General features: G+C 73.1%; 10 protein-coding genes. 2 read left to right on the top strand and 8 right to left on the bottom strand.

Going from position 1 to position 17,841, the window contains the following annotated elements; genetic code table 11:
* The first annotated feature begins 121 nt into the window (after positions 1-121).
* Positions 122-1,600 carry a glutamate--cysteine ligase gene (locus ACSNOA_RS18335; protein WP_436659895.1) on the top strand — a complete coding sequence of 493 codons (1,479 nt, stop codon included), beginning with the start codon at positions 122-124 and terminating at the stop codon, positions 1,598-1,600.
* Between the two features lie 380 nt (positions 1,601-1,980).
* Here the strand turns inward: ACSNOA_RS18335 and ACSNOA_RS18340 are convergent, their stop codons facing one another.
* The 5 genes from ACSNOA_RS18340 to glgX form a co-directional block, all read right to left on the bottom strand.
* A complete protein-coding gene (locus ACSNOA_RS18340) occupies positions 1,981-3,153 on the bottom strand; it encodes a zinc-dependent alcohol dehydrogenase (protein ID WP_436659896.1) in 1,173 nt (390 codons plus the stop codon).
* Between the two features lie 29 nt (positions 3,154-3,182).
* Entirely contained in the window at positions 3,183-4,139 is a 957-nt protein-coding gene (locus tag ACSNOA_RS18345; protein WP_436659898.1) for an SRPBCC family protein, read from the bottom strand.
* A gap of 665 nt (positions 4,140-4,804) precedes the next feature.
* Positions 4,805-6,538, bottom strand: a complete 1,734-nt coding sequence (treZ, locus tag ACSNOA_RS18350; protein ID WP_436659900.1) for a malto-oligosyltrehalose trehalohydrolase — start codon at positions 6,536-6,538, stop codon at positions 4,805-4,807.
* The gene (treY, locus tag ACSNOA_RS18355) at positions 6,535-8,859 is read right to left on the bottom strand and encodes a malto-oligosyltrehalose synthase (RefSeq protein WP_436659902.1); all 2,325 of its coding nucleotides are present in this window, start codon (positions 8,857-8,859) and stop codon (positions 6,535-6,537) included. Before treY ends, treZ begins: the two co-directional genes overlap by 4 nt.
* Before the next feature lies 1 nt (position 8,860).
* A complete protein-coding gene (gene glgX, locus ACSNOA_RS18360) occupies positions 8,861-10,978 on the bottom strand; it encodes a glycogen debranching protein GlgX (RefSeq protein ID WP_436659904.1) in 2,118 nt (705 codons plus the stop codon).
* 336 nt (positions 10,979-11,314) lie between these two features.
* On the opposite strand from glgX, the gene ACSNOA_RS18365 reads away from it, so the two are divergent.
* A complete protein-coding gene (locus ACSNOA_RS18365) occupies positions 11,315-12,715 on the top strand; it encodes a glycosyltransferase family 4 protein (protein WP_436659906.1) in 1,401 nt (466 codons plus the stop codon).
* Between the two features lie 220 nt (positions 12,716-12,935).
* Here the strand turns inward: ACSNOA_RS18365 and ACSNOA_RS18370 are convergent, their stop codons facing one another.
* The 3 genes from ACSNOA_RS18370 to ACSNOA_RS18380 all read right to left on the bottom strand — a co-directional run bounded on the left by ACSNOA_RS18370 (position 12,936) and on the right by ACSNOA_RS18380 (position 17,841).
* Positions 12,936-14,219 (bottom strand): citrate synthase, encoded by a 1,284-nt coding sequence (locus ACSNOA_RS18370; protein ID WP_436659907.1) that lies wholly within the window; start codon positions 14,217-14,219, stop codon positions 12,936-12,938.
* Positions 14,220-14,378: 159 nt separating this feature from the next.
* Positions 14,379-16,424 (bottom strand): sulfatase-like hydrolase/transferase, encoded by a 2,046-nt coding sequence (locus tag ACSNOA_RS18375; RefSeq protein WP_436659908.1) that lies wholly within the window; start codon positions 16,422-16,424, stop codon positions 14,379-14,381.
* Positions 16,417-17,841: a methyltransferase domain-containing protein gene (locus tag ACSNOA_RS18380; RefSeq protein ID WP_436659910.1), complete on the bottom strand. Its 1,425-nt coding sequence runs from the start codon at positions 17,839-17,841 to the stop codon at positions 16,417-16,419. Before ACSNOA_RS18380 ends, ACSNOA_RS18375 begins: the two co-directional genes overlap by 8 nt.

Here is a 17,841-nt window from a genome sequence, read left to right on the forward strand (position 1 = left end):
GGCGGGGCGCGACGGGGATCACCGGGCGCCAGGATGGGTAGAGAAGGATCCGAATGGTCTTCCCCCACGCACGGCCGCCGTGCGAGCTTAGGAGGACCAGCGGTGACTCCGGGTGGTGACCATGGGCGAAGACGTCGGCGCGCGCACCTTCAGTCGGGAGGACCGGGCGCGTTACCGCGACAAGGTGCGCCGGTGTCTGGACGTCTTCGCCGAGATGCTGCGCGAGGCCCGCTTCGACGTCGACCGCCCGATGACCGGGCTGGAGATCGAGCTCAACCTGGTCGACGACGAGTCTCAGCCGACGATGCGCAACGCCGACGTGCTGTCCGCCGTCGCCGACCCGAGCTTCCAGACCGAGCTCGGCCAGTTCAACGTGGAGATCAACGTCGCGCCGCGGCGGCTCGCCGGCACCGGCACCGCGCAGTTCGAGGAGGACGTCCGCGCCAGCCTCAACGCGGCCGACGCCAAGGCCCGGGCGATCGGCGCGCACATGGTGATGATCGGCATCCTGCCGACCCTGCGGCCCGAGCACCTGACGGCGCGTACGCTCTCGGCGAACCCGCGCTACGAACTGCTCAACGAGCAGATCTTCGCGGCCCGCGGGGAGGATCTGCGCATCGCCATCAACGGCGTCGAGCGGCTGTCGGTCACCGCCGACACCATCACCCCGGAGGCGGCCTGCACCAGCACCCAGTTCCACCTCCAGGTGAGCCCGGCCCAGTTCGCCGACTACTGGAACGCCGCCCAGGTCGTGGCCGGGGTGCAGGTGGCGCTGGGCGCCAACTCGCCGCTGTTCTTCGGCCGTGAGCTGTGGCGGGAGACGCGGATCCCGCTGTTCCAGCAGGCCACCGACACGCGCCCGGAGGAGATCAAGGCCCAGGGCGTACGGCCGCGGGTCTGGTTCGGCGAGCGGTGGATCACCAGCGTGTTCGACCTGTTCGAGGAGAACGTCCGCTACTTCCCGGCGCTGCTGCCGGTGTGCGACCCCGAGGACCCGGCGGAGGCGCTCGCGAGCGGCGGCGTGCCGAAGCTCGCCGAGCTGCGGCTGCACAACGGCACCGTCTACCGGTGGAACCGGCCCGTCTACGACGTCCTGCGCGGCCGCCCGCACCTGCGGGTGGAGAACCGGGTGCTGCCGGCCGGGCCGACCGTCCTCGACACCATCGCCAACGGCGCCTTCTACTTCGGCCTGGTGCGGGCGCTGGCCGAGTCCGACCGGCCACTGTGGTCCCAGATGTCGTTCAGCGCCGCCGAGGAGAACTTCACGAGCTGCGCCCGCCACGGCATCGACGCGCAGGTCTTCTGGCCCGGCCTGGGCTACCTGCCCGTGACGGAACTGGTGCTGCGCCGTTTGCTGCCCCTGGCCCACCACGGACTGGACCGGTGGGGGCTGGCCCCGCCGGAGCGCGACCGGCTGCTCGGCATCATCGAGCGGCGCTGCCTCACCGGACGCAACGGGGCGAGCTGGCAGGTGGAGACCCTGCACCGGCTGGAATCCGCGGACCACCTGGACCGGCCGGAGGCCCTGCGCGAGGTGATGCGGCACTACGTCGACCTGATGCACAGCAACCGGCCGGTGCACGAGTGGCCGCTGCCCTGAACGGGCCCGGTCACTCCCAGGGCGACGGGTCGTCGCGCAGCCGGCTGTAGAGGTGGCCGTCGCGCCACCGCCCGGCCCGAAACTCGCAGGCCCGGACCACGCCCTCGAGGTGCCGGCGCGCCCGGATCGAGGAAGCCGCCCCAGTCGAGGCCGACGAGGCCGGGCTCGGTGCAGAAGCGCCGGAACATGGGAAGGTCGGCCTCGACCACCGGGCGCAGGCGGACGCGGGTGCCGTCGCCGTCGTGGACGATGCCGGGCGTGGGCACAGTAGCCGCCCTCCACACCGGACAGGCTAGCCACCGCGGCCTCCGCCCGCCGCCCCGGCCGGCACGCGGCGCCGTGCCGCAGCCGGCCGACGGCGGTTCCGCCGCTTGCCGGTGTCAGACGGTGAGCAGCACCTTGGTGCACTCGTCCTGCTTCTTCTGGAAGATCTTGTAGCCCTTCGGGGCGTCCTTGAGCGGCATGCGGTGGCTCACGATGAAGCTCGGGTCGATCTCCCCCCGCTGGATGCGCTCCAGCAGCGGGCGCGTGTACCGCTGGACGTGGCACTGCCCCGTCCGCATCGTGAGCGACCGGTTCATGAACGCGCCCATCGGGAACTTGTCGATGAGCCCGCCGTACGCGCCGATCACCGACACGACTCCGCCGCTGCGGCAGGCCAGGATCGCCTGGCGCAGGGCGAAGGGGCGCTCGGTCTCCAGCCGCACCGCCTGCTTCGTCCGGTCGTACGCGTAGATCGCCGCGTTGCCGTGGTGCCCCTCGAGGCCCACAGCGTCGATGCAGGCATCCGGGCCGCGGCCGGCCGTCAGCTCGTTGAGCGCGTCGAGCACGTCGGTCTCGTCGTAGTTGATCGTCTCGGCGCCGGCGAACTCTCGCGCCAGCCGCAACCGGTACGGGTACCGGTCGATGACGAACACCCGCTCCGCCCCGAGCAGCCGCGCGCTGGCCGCGGCGAGGAGCCCGACCGGCCCGGCGCCCCAGATGGCGATCACGTCGCCGGGCCTGATGTCGCACATCTCGGCGCCCATGTAGCCCGTCGGGAAGACGTCGGCGAGCATGACGGCCTGGTCGTCGGGCACGTCGGAGGGCACCTTCTGCGGGCCGACGTCGGCGAACGGGACCCGGGCGTACTCGGCCTGGCCGCCGGCGTACCCGCCGAGCAGGTGCGAGTAGCCGAAGATGCCGCCCGGCGAGTGGCCCATGATCTTCTCGGCGATGCCGGCGTTGGGGTTCGAGTTCTCGCAGACCGAGTAGAGGCCGCGCTGACAGGAGGTGCAGTGGCCGCAGGCGATCGGGAACGGCACCACCACCCGGTCGCCGGGGCGCAGGTTGCGCACCTGCGGGCCCACCTCGACCACCTCGCCCATGAACTCGTGCCCGAGGACGTCGCCCTTGCGCATCGCCGGGATGTAGCCGTGGTAGAGGTGCAGGTCGGAACCGCAGATGGCGGTCGTGGTGATGCGGACGATCGCGTCCCGCGGGTTCATGATCCTGGGTTCCGGCACGTCGATGACCTTGACGCTGTCCTTGCCCATCCAGGCGGTGGCCCTCATCGTCTGTCCTCTCCTCCCGATCGGGCTGGTCAGCGCCGCGGCCGGCCGGGCAACGGCTGCGCCGGGCGCTGCATGACCTGCTGCCGCACCGAGATCCCGTCCGGGCTGCCCTCCGAGCGGACCACGTCGCCGGTCTCCAGCACCTGCTTGAATCGGCGCAGGTCGTCGCGGACCTGCTGCTCGGGCTCCTCACCGAAGAGCTTCGCCACGGCCCGGCCCACCGCGCCGCCCGGTGGCGCGTAACCCAGTTGGACCCGCACCTCCGTCCCCCGGTCCCCCGGCGCCGGCACGAACCGCACCCGTCCCGCGTTGGGCACGCGGGTGCCGGGCAGCGACCGCCACGCGATGGAGCGGTTGGGCTGGTCGTCCACGATCTCGGCGTCCCACTCGATGCGGCGGCCGGCCGGGCCGTGGGCGACCCAGTGGGACCGGCGCAGGTCCTCGGCGCGGATCGACTCCAGATGCGACATGAACCGGGGCAGGTTCTCGATGTCCCGCCAGTACCGGTACGCCTCCGCGGGCGACCGGTTCACGGTGACACCCATCGTGATGCGGATGGCCCGGTCCCGGGCGCGCCGGGCGCGGGTGGCGCCGATCGCCGCGAACAGGTCGACCGCGGCGATCCCGGCCACGGCGGCGGTGGTGATGGCGACCCGGCGTCGTCGTTCGCCCCTACGGTCGGCGAGGGCCTGGCCGAGCACGGCCAGGTCCATGGCGTCTCCGGCCACCCGCGTCCAGGCCCAGCCTGCGCGCCGGCGGCCGGCGACGAGCCCGATACCGTGTCCCAGTTCGCGCGCGCCCACGGCCGAGATGACCGTCCCCGCCGCGGGCGAGTCGTCGACGCCGGTGAGGCGGGCGAGCGGGCCGGGCGCGGCGACGGCGCCCACACCGAGGGCGAGGCTCAACCAGCCGAGTGCCCGGGGCAGCCACGGCTCGCGGGTCGGGTCCTCCAACTCGGGCAGGAGCACTCCGTCGATACGGTTCACGTGGGTCCCTCCGCTCGGCGCATGGCCGTCGACGTTCCCGGCGGCCGTGGCGGTGGCGCCGCCACCGTGACGCTATGTCGTACGGCGGACCGGTGTGCCCGGTTCCGACCAGAATGTGCCACACTCCGCCCGAGAACCACACCAGATCGCCGATATGGCGGCATCCAATGCCCCGCGACACCGCCACTTCGGCGAAACGGAGTCGATCAACCTCCACCTGTCACCGCCCAAGCGGGACCGACAGCGTGCGCGGCGGGCCCGGGCAAGCGCAGCGAGCCCGGACCGGCGCAATGAGCCCGACTCCCGCAGTCCCTTCGCGGAGGACCGGGCGGACCATCAGCCGCCCGACCACGGAGCGTGAAGTTCGCCCACCGTGACTACCGGCCCGACCTCACGGGATGCCCATCCGACGCTTTGCTCTGCATGTCTCTATGCACCACCCGCTTGAGCTGCGGAATCAGCGACCGACCCCCGCCGGCCCCGGGGCGCGTGCGTGACGCACCGTCACTGGTGCCTATAGGGCTGCAGAGCAAAGGATCCAGGTGCGACGGCGTCGAGGGGACGGATTCGTGACAGCGAGTCACACCCTCATGCGGAAGCCGAAGGATCGTCGTGGGCGAGGAAGGGGGCGCCCGGGTGTATGCGCCCGAGCGACGTCGGCGCGGTCAGAGCGCCACGATGGCGGCGGTCTCCGGCGGCAGCTCGACGGTGTCGCGCATGACGGTGACCCCGGTGTTGGTCGCCAGCAGCACGCCGCGGACCACGCCCGGCAGGTTGATTCGCTGCGGCTTGCCCGCGAGGTTCGCCGCCACGAGGCACTCCCCACGCCTCATCAGCAGGAACTGGTCGCCGTGGCGCACGTCGACGGTGGTGAGCCGCGGGTCGGACAGGTCGGGCCGGCTCTTGCGCAGCGCGATGAGCCGCCGGTAGAACTCCAGCATCTCCCGGTGCTCGGGCTTGTCCAGCTCGGCCCAGTCCAGCCGCGAGCGGACGAACGTCTGCGGGTCCTGCGGGTCCGGCACGTCACCCTCCGGCCAGCCGTGCGCGGCGAACTCCCGCCGCCGGCCGTTGGCCACGGCGCTCGCCAGCTCCGGCTCCGGATGGCTCGTGAAGAACTGCCAGGGCGTGCTGGCCGCCCACTCCTCCCCCATGAAGAGCATGGGGGTGAACGGCGCGGTCAGCAGCAGCGTCGCGCCGACCCGCAGCAGCGCCGGCGAGAGCGTCGCCGAGATGCGGTCGCCGGTGGCCCGGTTGCCGATCTGGTCGTGGTTCTGCAGGTACGCCACGAACCGGTGGCCCGAGGTGCGCTGCCGGTCGACGGGCCGGCCGTGGTGCCGGTTGCGGAAGCTCGACCACGTCCCGGCGTGGAAGAACGCGCCGGTGAGCACGTCGGAGAGGCACTCGATGGAGCCGAAGTCGCCGTAGTAGCCCTGCCGCTCGCCGGTGAGCAGGGTGTGCAGCGCGTGGTGGGCGTCGTCGTTCCACTGGGCGTGCAGGCCGTACCCGCCGGCCTCGCGCGGTGTGATGAGCCGCGGATCGTTGAGGTCCGACTCGGCGATCAGCGACAGCGGCCGGCCCAGGTGGGTGGAGAGCGCCTCCACCTCGACGGCCATCTCCTCCAGCAACGGTACGGCCCGGCTGTCCGGCAGGGCGTGTACGGCATCCAGCCGGAGCCCGTCGACGTGGTAGTCGCGCAGCCACATGAGCACGCTGTCGATGATGTAGCGGCGTACCTCGTCGGAGTGCGGCCCGTCGAGGTTCACCGCGCGGCCCCAGGTGTTGCTCTGCTCGGCCAGGTACGGGCCGAAGCGCGGCGCGTAGGCCCCGGAGGGCCCGAAATGGTTGTAGACGACGTCGAGGATCACCCCCAGCCCCTTGGCGTGCGCCGCGTCCACCAGCCGCTTCAGCCCGTCCGGGCCGCCGTAGGGCTGGTGCGGGGCGTACCAGCAGACGCCGTCGTAGCCCCAGTTGTGCTCGCCGTTGAACGCGTTGACCGGGAGCAGCTCGATCATGTCCACCCCGAGGGCCACGAGGTGGTCGAGGCGCTCGATGGCCGCGTCGAAGGTGCCCTCGGGGGTGAACGTGCCGATGTGCAGCTCGTAGAGGACGCTGCCGGGCAACTGGCGACCCGTCCACTCCCCGTCGGTCCAGGAGAAGGCGGAGTGGTCGTAGAGGCGGCTGGACCCGTGCACGCCGTGCGGCTGCCAGGCCGACCGCGGGTCGGGCAGGGGCTGGTCGTCGTCGTCGAGCAGGAAGGCGTAGTCGGTGCCCGGGCCGGCGTCCGGCACCTCGGCCCGCCACCAGCCGCCCGGCCCGGCGGTCATCTCGTGGTCGGCGGCGCCGTCCAGGCGCAGCCGGACCCGGGCGGCGTCCGGCGCCCACACCGTGAACTCGGTCATGACGCAGCCTCCGCGGATTCGATGGTGGGAGCCAGCAGCGCGACGGGATAGGTGGCCAGCAGATCGGCGAGGCGGGTCTCACCGCCACTGTAGACCCGACCGGTGAACAGGTCCGTCATGTTGTGAACGGGAAGCGACAGCACGGTGTCGCGCCAGCCACCGGCGGTGGCCAGCCCCACCGGCAGCCGGGTGGCGACGGCGACGACGCCCCCGCGGTCGAAGGCCACGGCGTGCCGCGCCGCCGGCCCGCGCGCCGGCACCGGGCGGTAGCCGGTGAACAGGTCGGGCCGGGTGCGACGCAGCCGCAGCGTGCGGGACACCACGAGCAGCTTGGCCGCCCCGTCCGCGTCGACCGCCGGCCGCCAGCCGGCGTCGAGCCGGGCCAGCAGCTCCCGGCGTACGGCGAAGTCGACCGGTCGGCGGTTGTCCGGGTCGACGAGGGAGTTGTCCCACAGCTCGGTGCCCTGGTAGGTGTCGGGCACCCCGGGCATGGCGAGCTGCACGAGCTTCTGCCCGAGCGAGTTCGACCAGCCCGCCGGGGTGATCTCCGCGGCGAACGCGGTCAGCTCCGCGTGCAGGTCCGGGTCGTCGTACATGCGGTCGACCACCGCGTGCATCGCCCGCTCGAAGGCCGGGTCGGGGTCGGCCCAGCTCGTCGACACCGACGCCTCCCGGGCGGCCTTCTCCACGTACGCGTGCAGCCGCTCGCGCTCGATGGGCCACGCGCCGACGGCGGTCTGCCAGAGCAGGTGCGCGAACGCCGGGTCGGGCAGCGGCGCCCGGGCCGTCCAGCCGGTGACGAGGGTGGCCCACCGGTCGGGCAGCTCGCTGAGCACGGCGAGACGCGCCCGGACGTCCTCGCCGCGCTTGGTGTCGTGGGTGGAGATCGTGGTCATGCCGGTGGGCCAGCGGACGTGCCGGGCCGCGGCGAACCGGTGGAACTCGGCGGGCGGCACGCCGAAGTGGGCGGGGCTGCCGCCGACCTCGTTGAGCGCCACGAACCGGCTCCAGCGGTAGAAGGCGGTGTCCTCGACGCCCTTGGCCATCACGGCCCCGGTGAGCTGCGGAAACCGCCGGGCCAGCTCGTCGTCCGGGTCGCGCAGGCGCCGGGTGACCGCGTCCAGGGCCGCGGCCAGGTCCGGCCGGCGGCGACCGGCCTCGGCCCGGGCCACGGCGAGGTGTCGGGCCCCGTGGGGCGGGTAGCCGCGGTAGACGGGGAAGGCGGCGGCCAGCTCGGCCAGGGCCGCCCGGGCCGCGGCCGGCTCCACGTCGGGGGCGAGGGCGGCCAGCCGGGTCAGCTCGGCGGCGAGCAGCCGGGTGGCGGCGGCGAGCTTGGTCTCGTGGGTCAGGTCCTCCCAGGAGGTGGGTCGGCCCACGAGCCGGGTGTCCAGCGCCGTGAAGTCGCCCTCCGCGTCGGGGTCGACGAAGAGCCCGCTGACCGCCGCGAGGGCCTCGTAGCCGGTGGTGCCGTCGACCGGCCAGTCCGGCAGCTCCTCGCCGTACTCCAGGATCTTCTCGACCACGAGCCACGCGGCCGGCGCGGCGTCGCGCAGCCGGGCCAGGTAGCCGGCGGGGTCGCGCAGACCGTCCGGGTGGTCGACGCGGATGCCGTCGACCTCCCCGGCCGCCGCCCACGCCAGGACCAGCTCGTGGGTGGCGGCGAAGACCTCCGGGTCCTCCACCCGCAACCCCGCGAGGTCGGAGACGGCGAAGAACCGGCGGTACGTCAGCTCGGCGTCTCCGCGCCGCCAGGAGACCAGCTCGTAGTGCTGCCGGTCGTGCACCTGCCGGGGCGTGCCCTCGCCCGTGCCGTCGGCGATCGGGTAGCGGTGCTCGTGGTAGCGCAGCTCCCCGTCGACGATCTTGAGGTCGTCGAGGGCGTCGGGGGTGTCGGCGAGCACCGGCAGCAGCAGCCGGCCCCGGTCCCAGTCGATGTCGAACCAGCGGGCGTACGCCGAGGCGCGCCCCCGGCGCAGCACGTCCCACCAGGCGGGGTTCGCGGCCGGGACGGCCACCCCGGCGTGGTTGGGCACGATGTCCACCACGAGGCCCAGCCCGACCGCGCGCAGGGCCCGCAGCAGCCGCTGCCGGCCCGCCTCGCCGCCGAGTTCGGCGTTGACGGCCCGGTGGTCGACCACGTCGTAGCCGTGCGCCGAGCCGGGGGCGGCGGCCAGCAGCGGCGCGCTGTAGAGGTGCGTCACGCCCAGGTCGGCGAGGTAGCCGGCCAGGCCGGCCGTGGCGTCCAGGTCGAAGCCGGGGCGGACCTGCACCCGGTAGGTGGCGCGGACCCGGGGCGCGTCGGATCGAGGGGTGGTGGACATGTCAGGCTGTCCTCTCCAGCACCACGAGGGACCGGTCCGGCACGCAGAGCGCGCCGCCCGCCTCGACCACGGTGGCCTTCTCGGCCTCCGGCTCCGCGGTGCTGATCACCAGTTCCCAGCGCTGCCCGAACTCCGCGGGCGGGAGCGTGAAGTCCAGCGGCGCGTCGTGGGCGTTGAAGCAGAGCAGGAAGGAGTCGTCGTGGTGCCGCTGGCCGTACGGGCCGCGCTCGCGGATGCCCTCCCCGTTGACGAACAGCGCCACCGACCGGCCGAAGTCGTTGCCCCAGTCCTCGCCGGTCATCTCCCGCCCGTCCGGCGTGTACCAGGCGAGGTCGGGCAGCGGCGAGCCGACGTCGCGGCCACCCACGGGCAGCCCCGTGAAGAAGCGCCTCCGGCGGAACACCTGGTGCCGGCGGCGGAACGCGACAAGCGTCCGGACGAACTCGAGCAGGCCCTCGTCGGCGTTCTCCCAGTCGACCCAGGACAGCTCGCTGTCCTGGCAGTACGCGTTGTTGTTGCCGCCCTGGGTCCGGCCCAGCTCGTCGCCGTGGCCGATCATCGGCACGCCCTGGGAGAGCACCAGCGTGGCCAGGAAGTTGCGCCGCTGCCGGGCGCGCAGCGCGAGCACCGCCTCGTCGTCGGTGGGGCCCTCCACCCCGCAGTTCCAGGACCGGTTGTGGCTCTCGCCGTCCCGGTTCTCCTCGCCGTTGGCCTCGTTGTGCTTGTCGTTGTACGACACCAGGTCGTTGAGGGTGAACCCGTCGTGGCAGGTGACGAAGTTGATGCTGTGGAACGGGCGGCGCCCGTCGTCCTGGTAGAGGTCGGCGGAGCCGGAGATCCGGGAGGCGAACTCGGCGAGGGTGGCCGGCTCGCCGCGCCAGAAGTCCCGCACGGTGTCCCGGTACTTGCCGTTCCACTCGGTCCACACCGGCGGGAAGTTGCCCACCTGGTAACCGCCCGGGCCCACGTCCCACGGCTCGGCGATCAGCTTCACCTGGCTGACCACCGGGTCCTGCTGCACGACCTCGAAGAACGTGGAGAGGCGGTCGACCTCGTAGAACTCCCGCGCCAGGGTGGCCGCGAGGTCGAAGCGGAAACCGTCGACGTGCATCTCGGTGACCCAGTAGCGCAGCGAGTCCATGATCAGCTGGAGCGAGTGCGGGCTACGCACGTTGAGGCTGTTGCCGGTGCCGGTGTAGTCGACGAAGTAGCGCCGATCCTCCTCGGAGAGCCGGTAGTAGCTGGGGGCATCGATGCCCTTGAAGCTCAGCGACGGCCCGAGGTGGTTGCCCTCGGCCGTGTGGTTGTAGACCACGTCGAGGATGACCTCGATGCCGGCCGCGTGCAGCGCCTTGACCATGCCCCGGAACTCCTGCACCTGCTGGCCGAGCCGGCCCAGGGCGGAGTAGCCGTGGTGCGGGGCGAAGAAGCCGATCGTGTTGTAGCCCCAGTAGTTGCGCAGCCCCATGTCGGCGAGCCGGTGGTCGTGCACGAACTGGTGCACCGGCATGAGCTCGATGGCCGTCACCCCGAGCCGGGTCAGGTGCTCGATCATGGGCGGCGAGGCGATGCCGGCGTACGTGCCGCGCAGCTCCGGCGGGATGTCCGGGTGGCGCATGGTCAGGCCGCGCACGTGCGCCTCGTAGATCACCGAGTGGTGGTACGGGGTGCGCGGCGGCTTGTCGTTGCCCCAGTCGAAGTACGGGTTCACCACCACGGACTTGGGCATGAACGGCGCCGAGTCGGTCTCGGACATCCGCTCCGGGTCGCCCAGGTCGTAGTCGTAGACCGCCGGGTCCCAGACCACGTCGCCGTCGACGGCCTTCGCGTACGGGTCGAGCAGCAGCTTGTGGGGGTTGCACCGCAGCCCGTTCGCCGGGTCGTACGGGCCGTGGACGCGGTAGCCGTACCGCTGGCCCGGCTCGATGCCCGGCAGGTACGCGTGCCAGACGTAGGCGTCCACCTCGCGCAGCTCGACGCGCAGCTCGGCGCCGGTGTCCCACTCGTCGAAGAGGCAGAGTTCGACCTTCTCGGCGACCTCCGAGAAGAGCGCGAAGTTGGTGCCCATCCCGTCGTACGTGGCGCCGAGGGGATAGCGCTCACCCGGCCAGACCTGCATGTCGCTCCCTTGGTTCGGATCATGCGCGCACCGCGTCATGAGCGCACCGCACCGCACGGCCGGGCGGGACGCACGGCGGTAATGCCCCACGCCCGGTTCGGCCAATCCATCCTTCCAGCCGAACGCCGGAAATCCGCCCGACTGGGACGGGCGGGCCGAAAGGGTGTCCTCGGTCACCGTGGCCGCTCTCGAGATGCGGATCATCGCGGGATGCCCTTTGCTGGTCCGGGGACGCGCGCGCCCGCGCGTCACCGCCCGGCCTTCGGCCCCACCCTTCACCTCGGTCGCGCCGTCACCGACGACGGTGCACACGCCCCTGCCTGGACGGAGACAGATGTGAGCACCCTGCGGGTCGGCGAACCGCTCGCCACCGCCCCGGACCGCACCTGCCGGCCCACCCTGACCCGGTCCCAGATCCCGCAGTCCGCCGGCCCCGGCGTTCCGCCGCCGTCGCGGCGCATCCTCATGCTGTCCTGGGAGTACCCGCCGGTGCTCGTGGGCGGCCTCGGCCGGCACGTGCACGCCCTGTCCGTCGCCCTCGCCGCCGCCGGCCACCAGGTCACCGTCGTCACCCGCCACGCCGACGGCGCACCCCTCGAGGAGTACGCCGACGGCGTCCGCATCATCCGCGCCGCCGAGGACCCCGTCACCTTCCCCCTGGCCACCAACAGCCTCCTGGCCTGGACCATGGCCTTCAACCACACCCTCACCCGCGCCGCCCTACGTGCCACCGAGGCCGGCGAGTACGACGTCATCCACGCCCACGACTGGCTCGTCGCCCACACCGCGATCACGCTCCGCGAGCACCTGGACATCCCGCTGGTCACGACCATCCACGCCACCGAGGCCGGCCGGCACCAGGGCTGGCTGCCCGAGGAGATGAACCGCACCATCCACGGGGTCGAACACTGGCTCAGCGGCGAGTCGGGCCGGGTGATCGTCTGCTCCGGGTACATGCGCGACGAGGTGACCGGGCTCTTCGGCGTGCCGTCCGGCCGGGTCGACGTGGTGCCCAACGGCGTCGAGCCGCACCGGTGGCGGGCGTCGCGCGGCGCGGTGGCCGCCGCGCGGGCGCGGTTCGCCGGCGACGGCCCGCTGGTCACGTTCGCGGGCCGGCTGGTCTACGAGAAGGGTGTGCAGCACCTGCTCGCCGGGGTTCCCCGGCTGCGGGAGCGGCACCCCGGGCTGCGCGTGGTGGTCGCCGGCGACGGCCCGTACCGCGGTGAGCTGGAGGCGGACGTGCACCGGCTCGGCCTGGGCGACGCGGTGAGCATGCCGGGCTTCCTCGGCGGGACCGACCTGCCCGCCGTGATGGCCGCGTCGGACTGCTTCGCGGTGCCGAGCATCTACGAGCCGTTCGGGATGGTGGCCCTGGAGGGCGCCGCGGCGGGTGCGCCGCTCGCCGTGTCGGCCACCGGCGGGCTCGCGGAGATCGTCGAGCCCGGCGTCACCGGGATGACGTTCCGGCCGCAGGATCCGGACGGGCTGGCCGACGCGGTGGACGCGCTGCTCGCCGACCGGGACCGCGCCCGCACGCTGGCCCGCCGCGCCCGCGCCATGGTCCACGAGCAGTACGGGTGGGCGGCCATCGCCCGGCGTACGGCCGACACCTACGCCGCCGCCGTGGCCACCGCCGGTGCGTTCACCGCCGAACGCGCAGAGCAGCGGATGGCCCAGGGCCGCTCCCTGCCCCCGATCCCGACCGGCAACCTCCTGGCAACCGCCGGCCTCCGCTGACCCAACCCCGCAAGCCCACCCGGCCCGCCCGGCCTCCGTCTTCGCCCGGTTGATCAAGAGGTTTGCGTCAGAAATGGCGCCATCTCTGACGCAAACCTCTTGATCACCGGGGCAGGTCGGCCCGGGCACAGGTCGGCCCGGGCACAGGTCGGCCCGGGGGCGGATGCGGACAGGCCGCCGGTCCCCTCTGGGGGCGGCGGCCTGTCCGGTCGGGCAGAGTTCAGCGGTCGGAGAGCGGCACGTACGAGCGCTCCGGCGAGCCGGTGTAGACCTGCCGCGGGCGGCCGATCTTGGTCTCCGGGTCGTTGATCATCTCGCGCCACTGGGCGATCCAGCCGGGGAGGCGGCCCAGGGCGAAGAGCACCGTGAACATCTTCGTGGGGAAGCCCATGGCCTTGTAGATGAGGCCGGTGTAGAAGTCCACGTTCGGGTAGAGCCGGCGGGAGACGAAGAAGTCGTCGGCGAGCGCGATCTCCTCCAGCTCCATGGCGATGTCCAGCAGCGGGTCCGGCTTGGCCATCCGGCCGAGCACGTCCTGGGCGGCCTTCTTCACGATGGCGGCGCGCGGGTCGTAGTTCTTGTAGACCCGGTGGCCGAAGCCCATGAGCTTCACGCCGTCCTCGCGGTTCTTGACCTTCTGCACGAAGCTGCGGACGTCGCCGCCGTCGGCGCGGATGCCCTGGAGCATCTCCAGCACGGCCTGGTTGGCGCCGCCGTGCAGCGGGCCGAAGAGCGCGTTCACGCCGGCCGAGACCGACGCGAAGAGGTTCGCGTTGCTGGAGCCCACGAGCCGGACGGTCGAGGTCGAGCAGTTCTGCTCGTGGTCGGCGTGCAGGATGAACAGCATGTCCAGCACGCGGGCCATCACCGGGTCGACCTCGTACGGCTCGGCCGGCACGCCGAAGGTCAGCCGCAGGAAGTTCTCCACGTAGCCCAGCGAGTTGTCCGGGTACAGCAGCGGCTGCCCGATCGACTTCTTGTAGGCGTACGAGGCGATGGTGGGAACCTTCGCCATGAGCCGGACCGTCGAGATCTCCACGTGCTCGGAGTCGAACGGGTCGAGGCTGTCCTGGTAGAAGGTCGAGATGGCGCTGACCGCCGACGACAGCACGGCCATCGGGTGGGCGTCCCGGGGGAAGCCGTCGAAGAACCGCCGCATCTCCTCGTGCAGCAGCGAGTGCCGGCGGATCCACTCGGTGAACTCGGCCAGCTGCTGCTCGGTCGGCAGCTCGCCGTAGATGAGCAGGTAGGAGACCTCCAGGAAGGAGGAGTTCTCGGCCAGCTGCTCGATCGGGTAGCCGCGGTAACGCAGGATCCCCGCGTCACCGTCGATGTAGGTGATCGCGGACGAGCAGGCCGCGGTGTTGACGAAACCGGGGTCGTACGTCGTCATCCCGGTTTCCTTCAGCAGCTTGCTCACCCCGATACCGGCGGGGCCTTCGACCGCGGAATGCACCGGCATCGACAGCTGCCCACCGGGGTGATCGAGCTTGACTTCCGTCATGTGGTTCCTCGCTTCGCCGGCAGATCTTCGTTGAATTGCCTTCGCTTTTACCGTAATCACGGTTCCCGGGACACCGCCCGCCATGGTTTCCCGGTGAGGTATGCGTCACCCGATTCCCGACCGGCCGGCTCGGAAAACCCCGGATCGTGCCGTGGGTCGTCAGGACAGGGCGAGGTGTCGTAGGCCGCCGTCGGTGGCGATCTCGTAGACGTCCAGCCGGTTCGCGCCCGCGCGGAAGAGACGGTCGTCGCCGACCAGCGCGGCGAACCGGCGACCTCCGGGATCGCGCGGCACCACGGGCACCACGGCGCCGACCGTGCCGTTCACCGCCACCGCGAGCAGGGTGCCGTCGGGGACCGCGTCCGGGACGTCGCCCCAGACCAGCGCCGGCAGGGTGCCCGTGTCGGGGTCGGTCGAGCGGAACCCGGCCAGGTCGGCCACCCGGGCCGTCCCGCCGGCCGGGCGCTGCCCCACGGCGGTGCCGACCAGCGGGTGTACGGCCGGCAGGGGCGGCGGCGTGGGCACGCCGTCCGGGATGACGACCGGCTCGCCCGGGACGTCGTAGAAGCGCTTCTGCCCCGCCGGCCGTGGCTCGGACCGGGCCGACCGCCCGTCCACCCGCCACGGCAGTCGGATGCCCGCCTCGTCGGCCACGGTGGGCAGCAGGTCGACGTGTTCCCAGTTGCGGTCGTCGACGCGGCCGGTGCGCTGCCCGGGCTCCTTCACGAACATGGGCACCCAGGCGACCTCCTTCGGCGCGGCCTTGATGGCGTCCATGCCGCGGCCCTGGAAGCCCGGGGTGAAGCTCACCCCGTGGTCCGCGGTGACCACCACCATCGCCTGGTCGTAGAGGCCCGTGGCGCGCAGCGTCCGAAGGGTCTCCCCGATCAGCCGGTCGGTGTAGCCGAGCTGGGCGAGGTGCCGCTGGCGGGCCAGGTCGACCCAGCCGGCGCCGTCGTTCGGCAGGTCGTCCGGCGCGTCGTAGCGGGCTCCAGAGGGCAGGAACGCCCACGGCGAGTGGGGCATCAGCAGGTGCAGGAAGTGCAGCGTCGGGCGGGGCGCCGGCTTCAGCCCGGCCAGGAAGCTGGTGAACCGGGCGGGCTGGTTGTCGTCGAGGCTGTCCCAGCGGAACTTCGGGTCGTCCGGGATGGGCTCGGCGGCGTCGAGGCCCGCCTCGGCGCGGGTCCGTTCCCGGTAGGAGTCCTCCGGGTCGATCCGGCTCTCCCGCGGCGACGTCACCTGGCCCAGCAGCCGACCGCTCTCCCGCACGAGCACGCCGAGTCCCTGCTCGGGCGCGACCGGCTGCTCGCAGCGGCTGGGCGGGCAGAGCCGGGTGATGCTCTCCTCGGCGCGGACGTCGTACAGGCCACCGAAGGCGGTGAAGAGGTTCTGCGGGTACTGCGAGTAGTGCGGGGCGACGCCGCGCGCCGGGTACCGGCCCGTGAGCATCGCGGGCAGCGCGTTGGGGGTCCAGCCGCTGACGCCCGTGGCGTCCCGGTACCAGGTGGAGCCGCGGGCCAGCTCGGCGAAGTGCGGGAACCGGGCCGCGTCGATCTGCCCGTCCGGGCCGAGCAGGGAGACCAGCGGCAGCTCGTCGAGGACCAGCATGACCACCGGCGGGTGGACGGCGGTCGCGGCCGTGCCCGCGGCGCCGCCGGCCGCGCGGGGCAGGACGAGCACCGACGTCGGCGACACGACGAGGAAGAGCCCCACGAACACCAGCGGACCGGCGGCGGCCACCCGCAGCACACGCCCGGGCGCCCGCCACCGCCGGTGTGCGGCCGCGCCGGCGACCCCGGCGAGCACCGCGACCAGCAGCAGCGGTACGCCCCGCAGCGGCGTGACGTGCCGGCCCACCTGCACGGCGAGCGCGGCGACCAGGAGCCCCACGAGGACGGTGTGCGTGACCGACCGGGCGGCCCGGCCGGCCAGCCGGCTGAGCGCGCCGAGCACCGCCGGAGGCACCGTGGGGGCGACCGCGACGAGGGCCACGAGCAGCAGGATCTCCTCGCGGCCGGCCCGGTGGAAGAGGAAGAAGTCGGGGCTGCGCCCGAGCACGTCCAGCAGCGGCTGGGTGACGACGAGCCCGACGAGCGCCACGATCTCGAGCTGCCGGCCGAGTTCGGCGCGCGCGGCCGCCACCCCGCGGGCTCGCCGCGACACCGCGGGCGGCGGCGCCTCCGGGGCGGTCGCCGGCTCAGCCACCCACGACCGCCGTGTAGAGCGTCCGTGTGCCCGAGGGCAGCTCCTCCCGTCGCGCGATCCGGCAGCGTGCCGCCAGCAGCCGCTCGAACTCCGCCCGCCGGTAGTCGGGGAAGAGCCCCTCGGGCTTGTTGGCCAGCAACCGGCGGGCCATCGGGTCCTCCGGGTGGACGAACTCCACGACGATCCGCGCCCCGGGCGCGCACAGGTCGGCGAGCCACGCCACCACCTCGGCCAGCGGCACGTTCCGCCCGATCGCCAGGTGGTGCACCACCGCCAGGGCGAGCACCAGGTCGGCGGCGGCCCGGTCGGCGAAGGAGGCCCGCTCGACGCCCCGCCAGCCACCCCCGGGCGACGGGTCGGCGAGGTCCATCACCAGCGGCAGGACGCGGTGCTCCCCCTCGGTGCGCAGCGCCCGGTAGAGCGCGTCGACGACGGCCGGGTCCTGCTCGACGGCGACGACCTGGTCGGCGTGCCGGGCCGCCAGGCGGGCGTACCGGCCGTCGTTGGCGCCGAGGTCGAGCACCAGACGGGGACGGGGCCCGTCGGCCAGCGCGACGGCCACGAAGCGCTCCTTGCCGGCGCGGTCCTGCTCCGAGTAGCCGCAGGTGCGCTGGTAGTCGGCCCAGTGGCTGGCGGCGGGCGGGCGGTCGAGCCGGCGGACGAGCTTCTCGATGCCCCGCACGGTGGCCAGCGCGAGCTCCCGGGAGTAGCCGGCGGCGCGCAGCTGGGCGCGGACGTCGGTGGTGGTGGCGCCGGCGTGCCGGCTCTGCATGGCCCCGTGCAGGTGCAGGTGGGTCGGCACGCCCGGCAGCAGCCGGCGGACGCCGCGGAAGAGGGGCCGCAACTGGTCGGCCTCGATCCCGTCCACCCGGGCGCGCAGCCAGGGCTGGAAGTCCACGCCGAGGTGGGCGGTGAGCAGCAGCGGGTAGAGCAGGGTCTGGCAGAACTGGCGGTACCCGGCCCACGGCTCGCCGTCGCGGACCGGTTCGAAGGAGCCGACGTCGATGAAGACGGGCTCGGAGCCCCGCCACTGGAGGTTGTAGGCCGAGCCGTCTTTCGTGGTGAATCCGGCGGGCAGTGCCGCGCGCAGGATCTCCAGGTGCAGCAGCGCCGCGTCGCGCAGCATGCCGAACGACCACTCGTACGGGTGGGAGACGAACGGGATGCGCTCGTGCCGGAGCACGGCGGCCCAGGATGTGCCGCCGGGAATCGCGGCCGGCTCCATCGCCTCGGTGCCGCAGACCTTGCCGTCGGCGAGCAGGGTGGCGAAGAACTCGGTGCCGGCCAGCGCGCGCCAGTGCGCGGCGGCCTCGGCGTCGAGCCCGCGCAGCACCTCGTCACCGGCGTGGAAGACCCGGTTGGCCGGGTCGCGGAACGAGCCGGGTTCGGGCCGCAGCCCGGCGGGGGAGATCGCCAT

The sequence above is a fragment of the Micromonospora sp. URMC 103 genome (genome assembly GCF_051386435.1).
In the GTDB taxonomy this organism is placed as follows: Bacteria; Actinomycetota; Actinomycetes; order Mycobacteriales; family Micromonosporaceae; genus Micromonospora.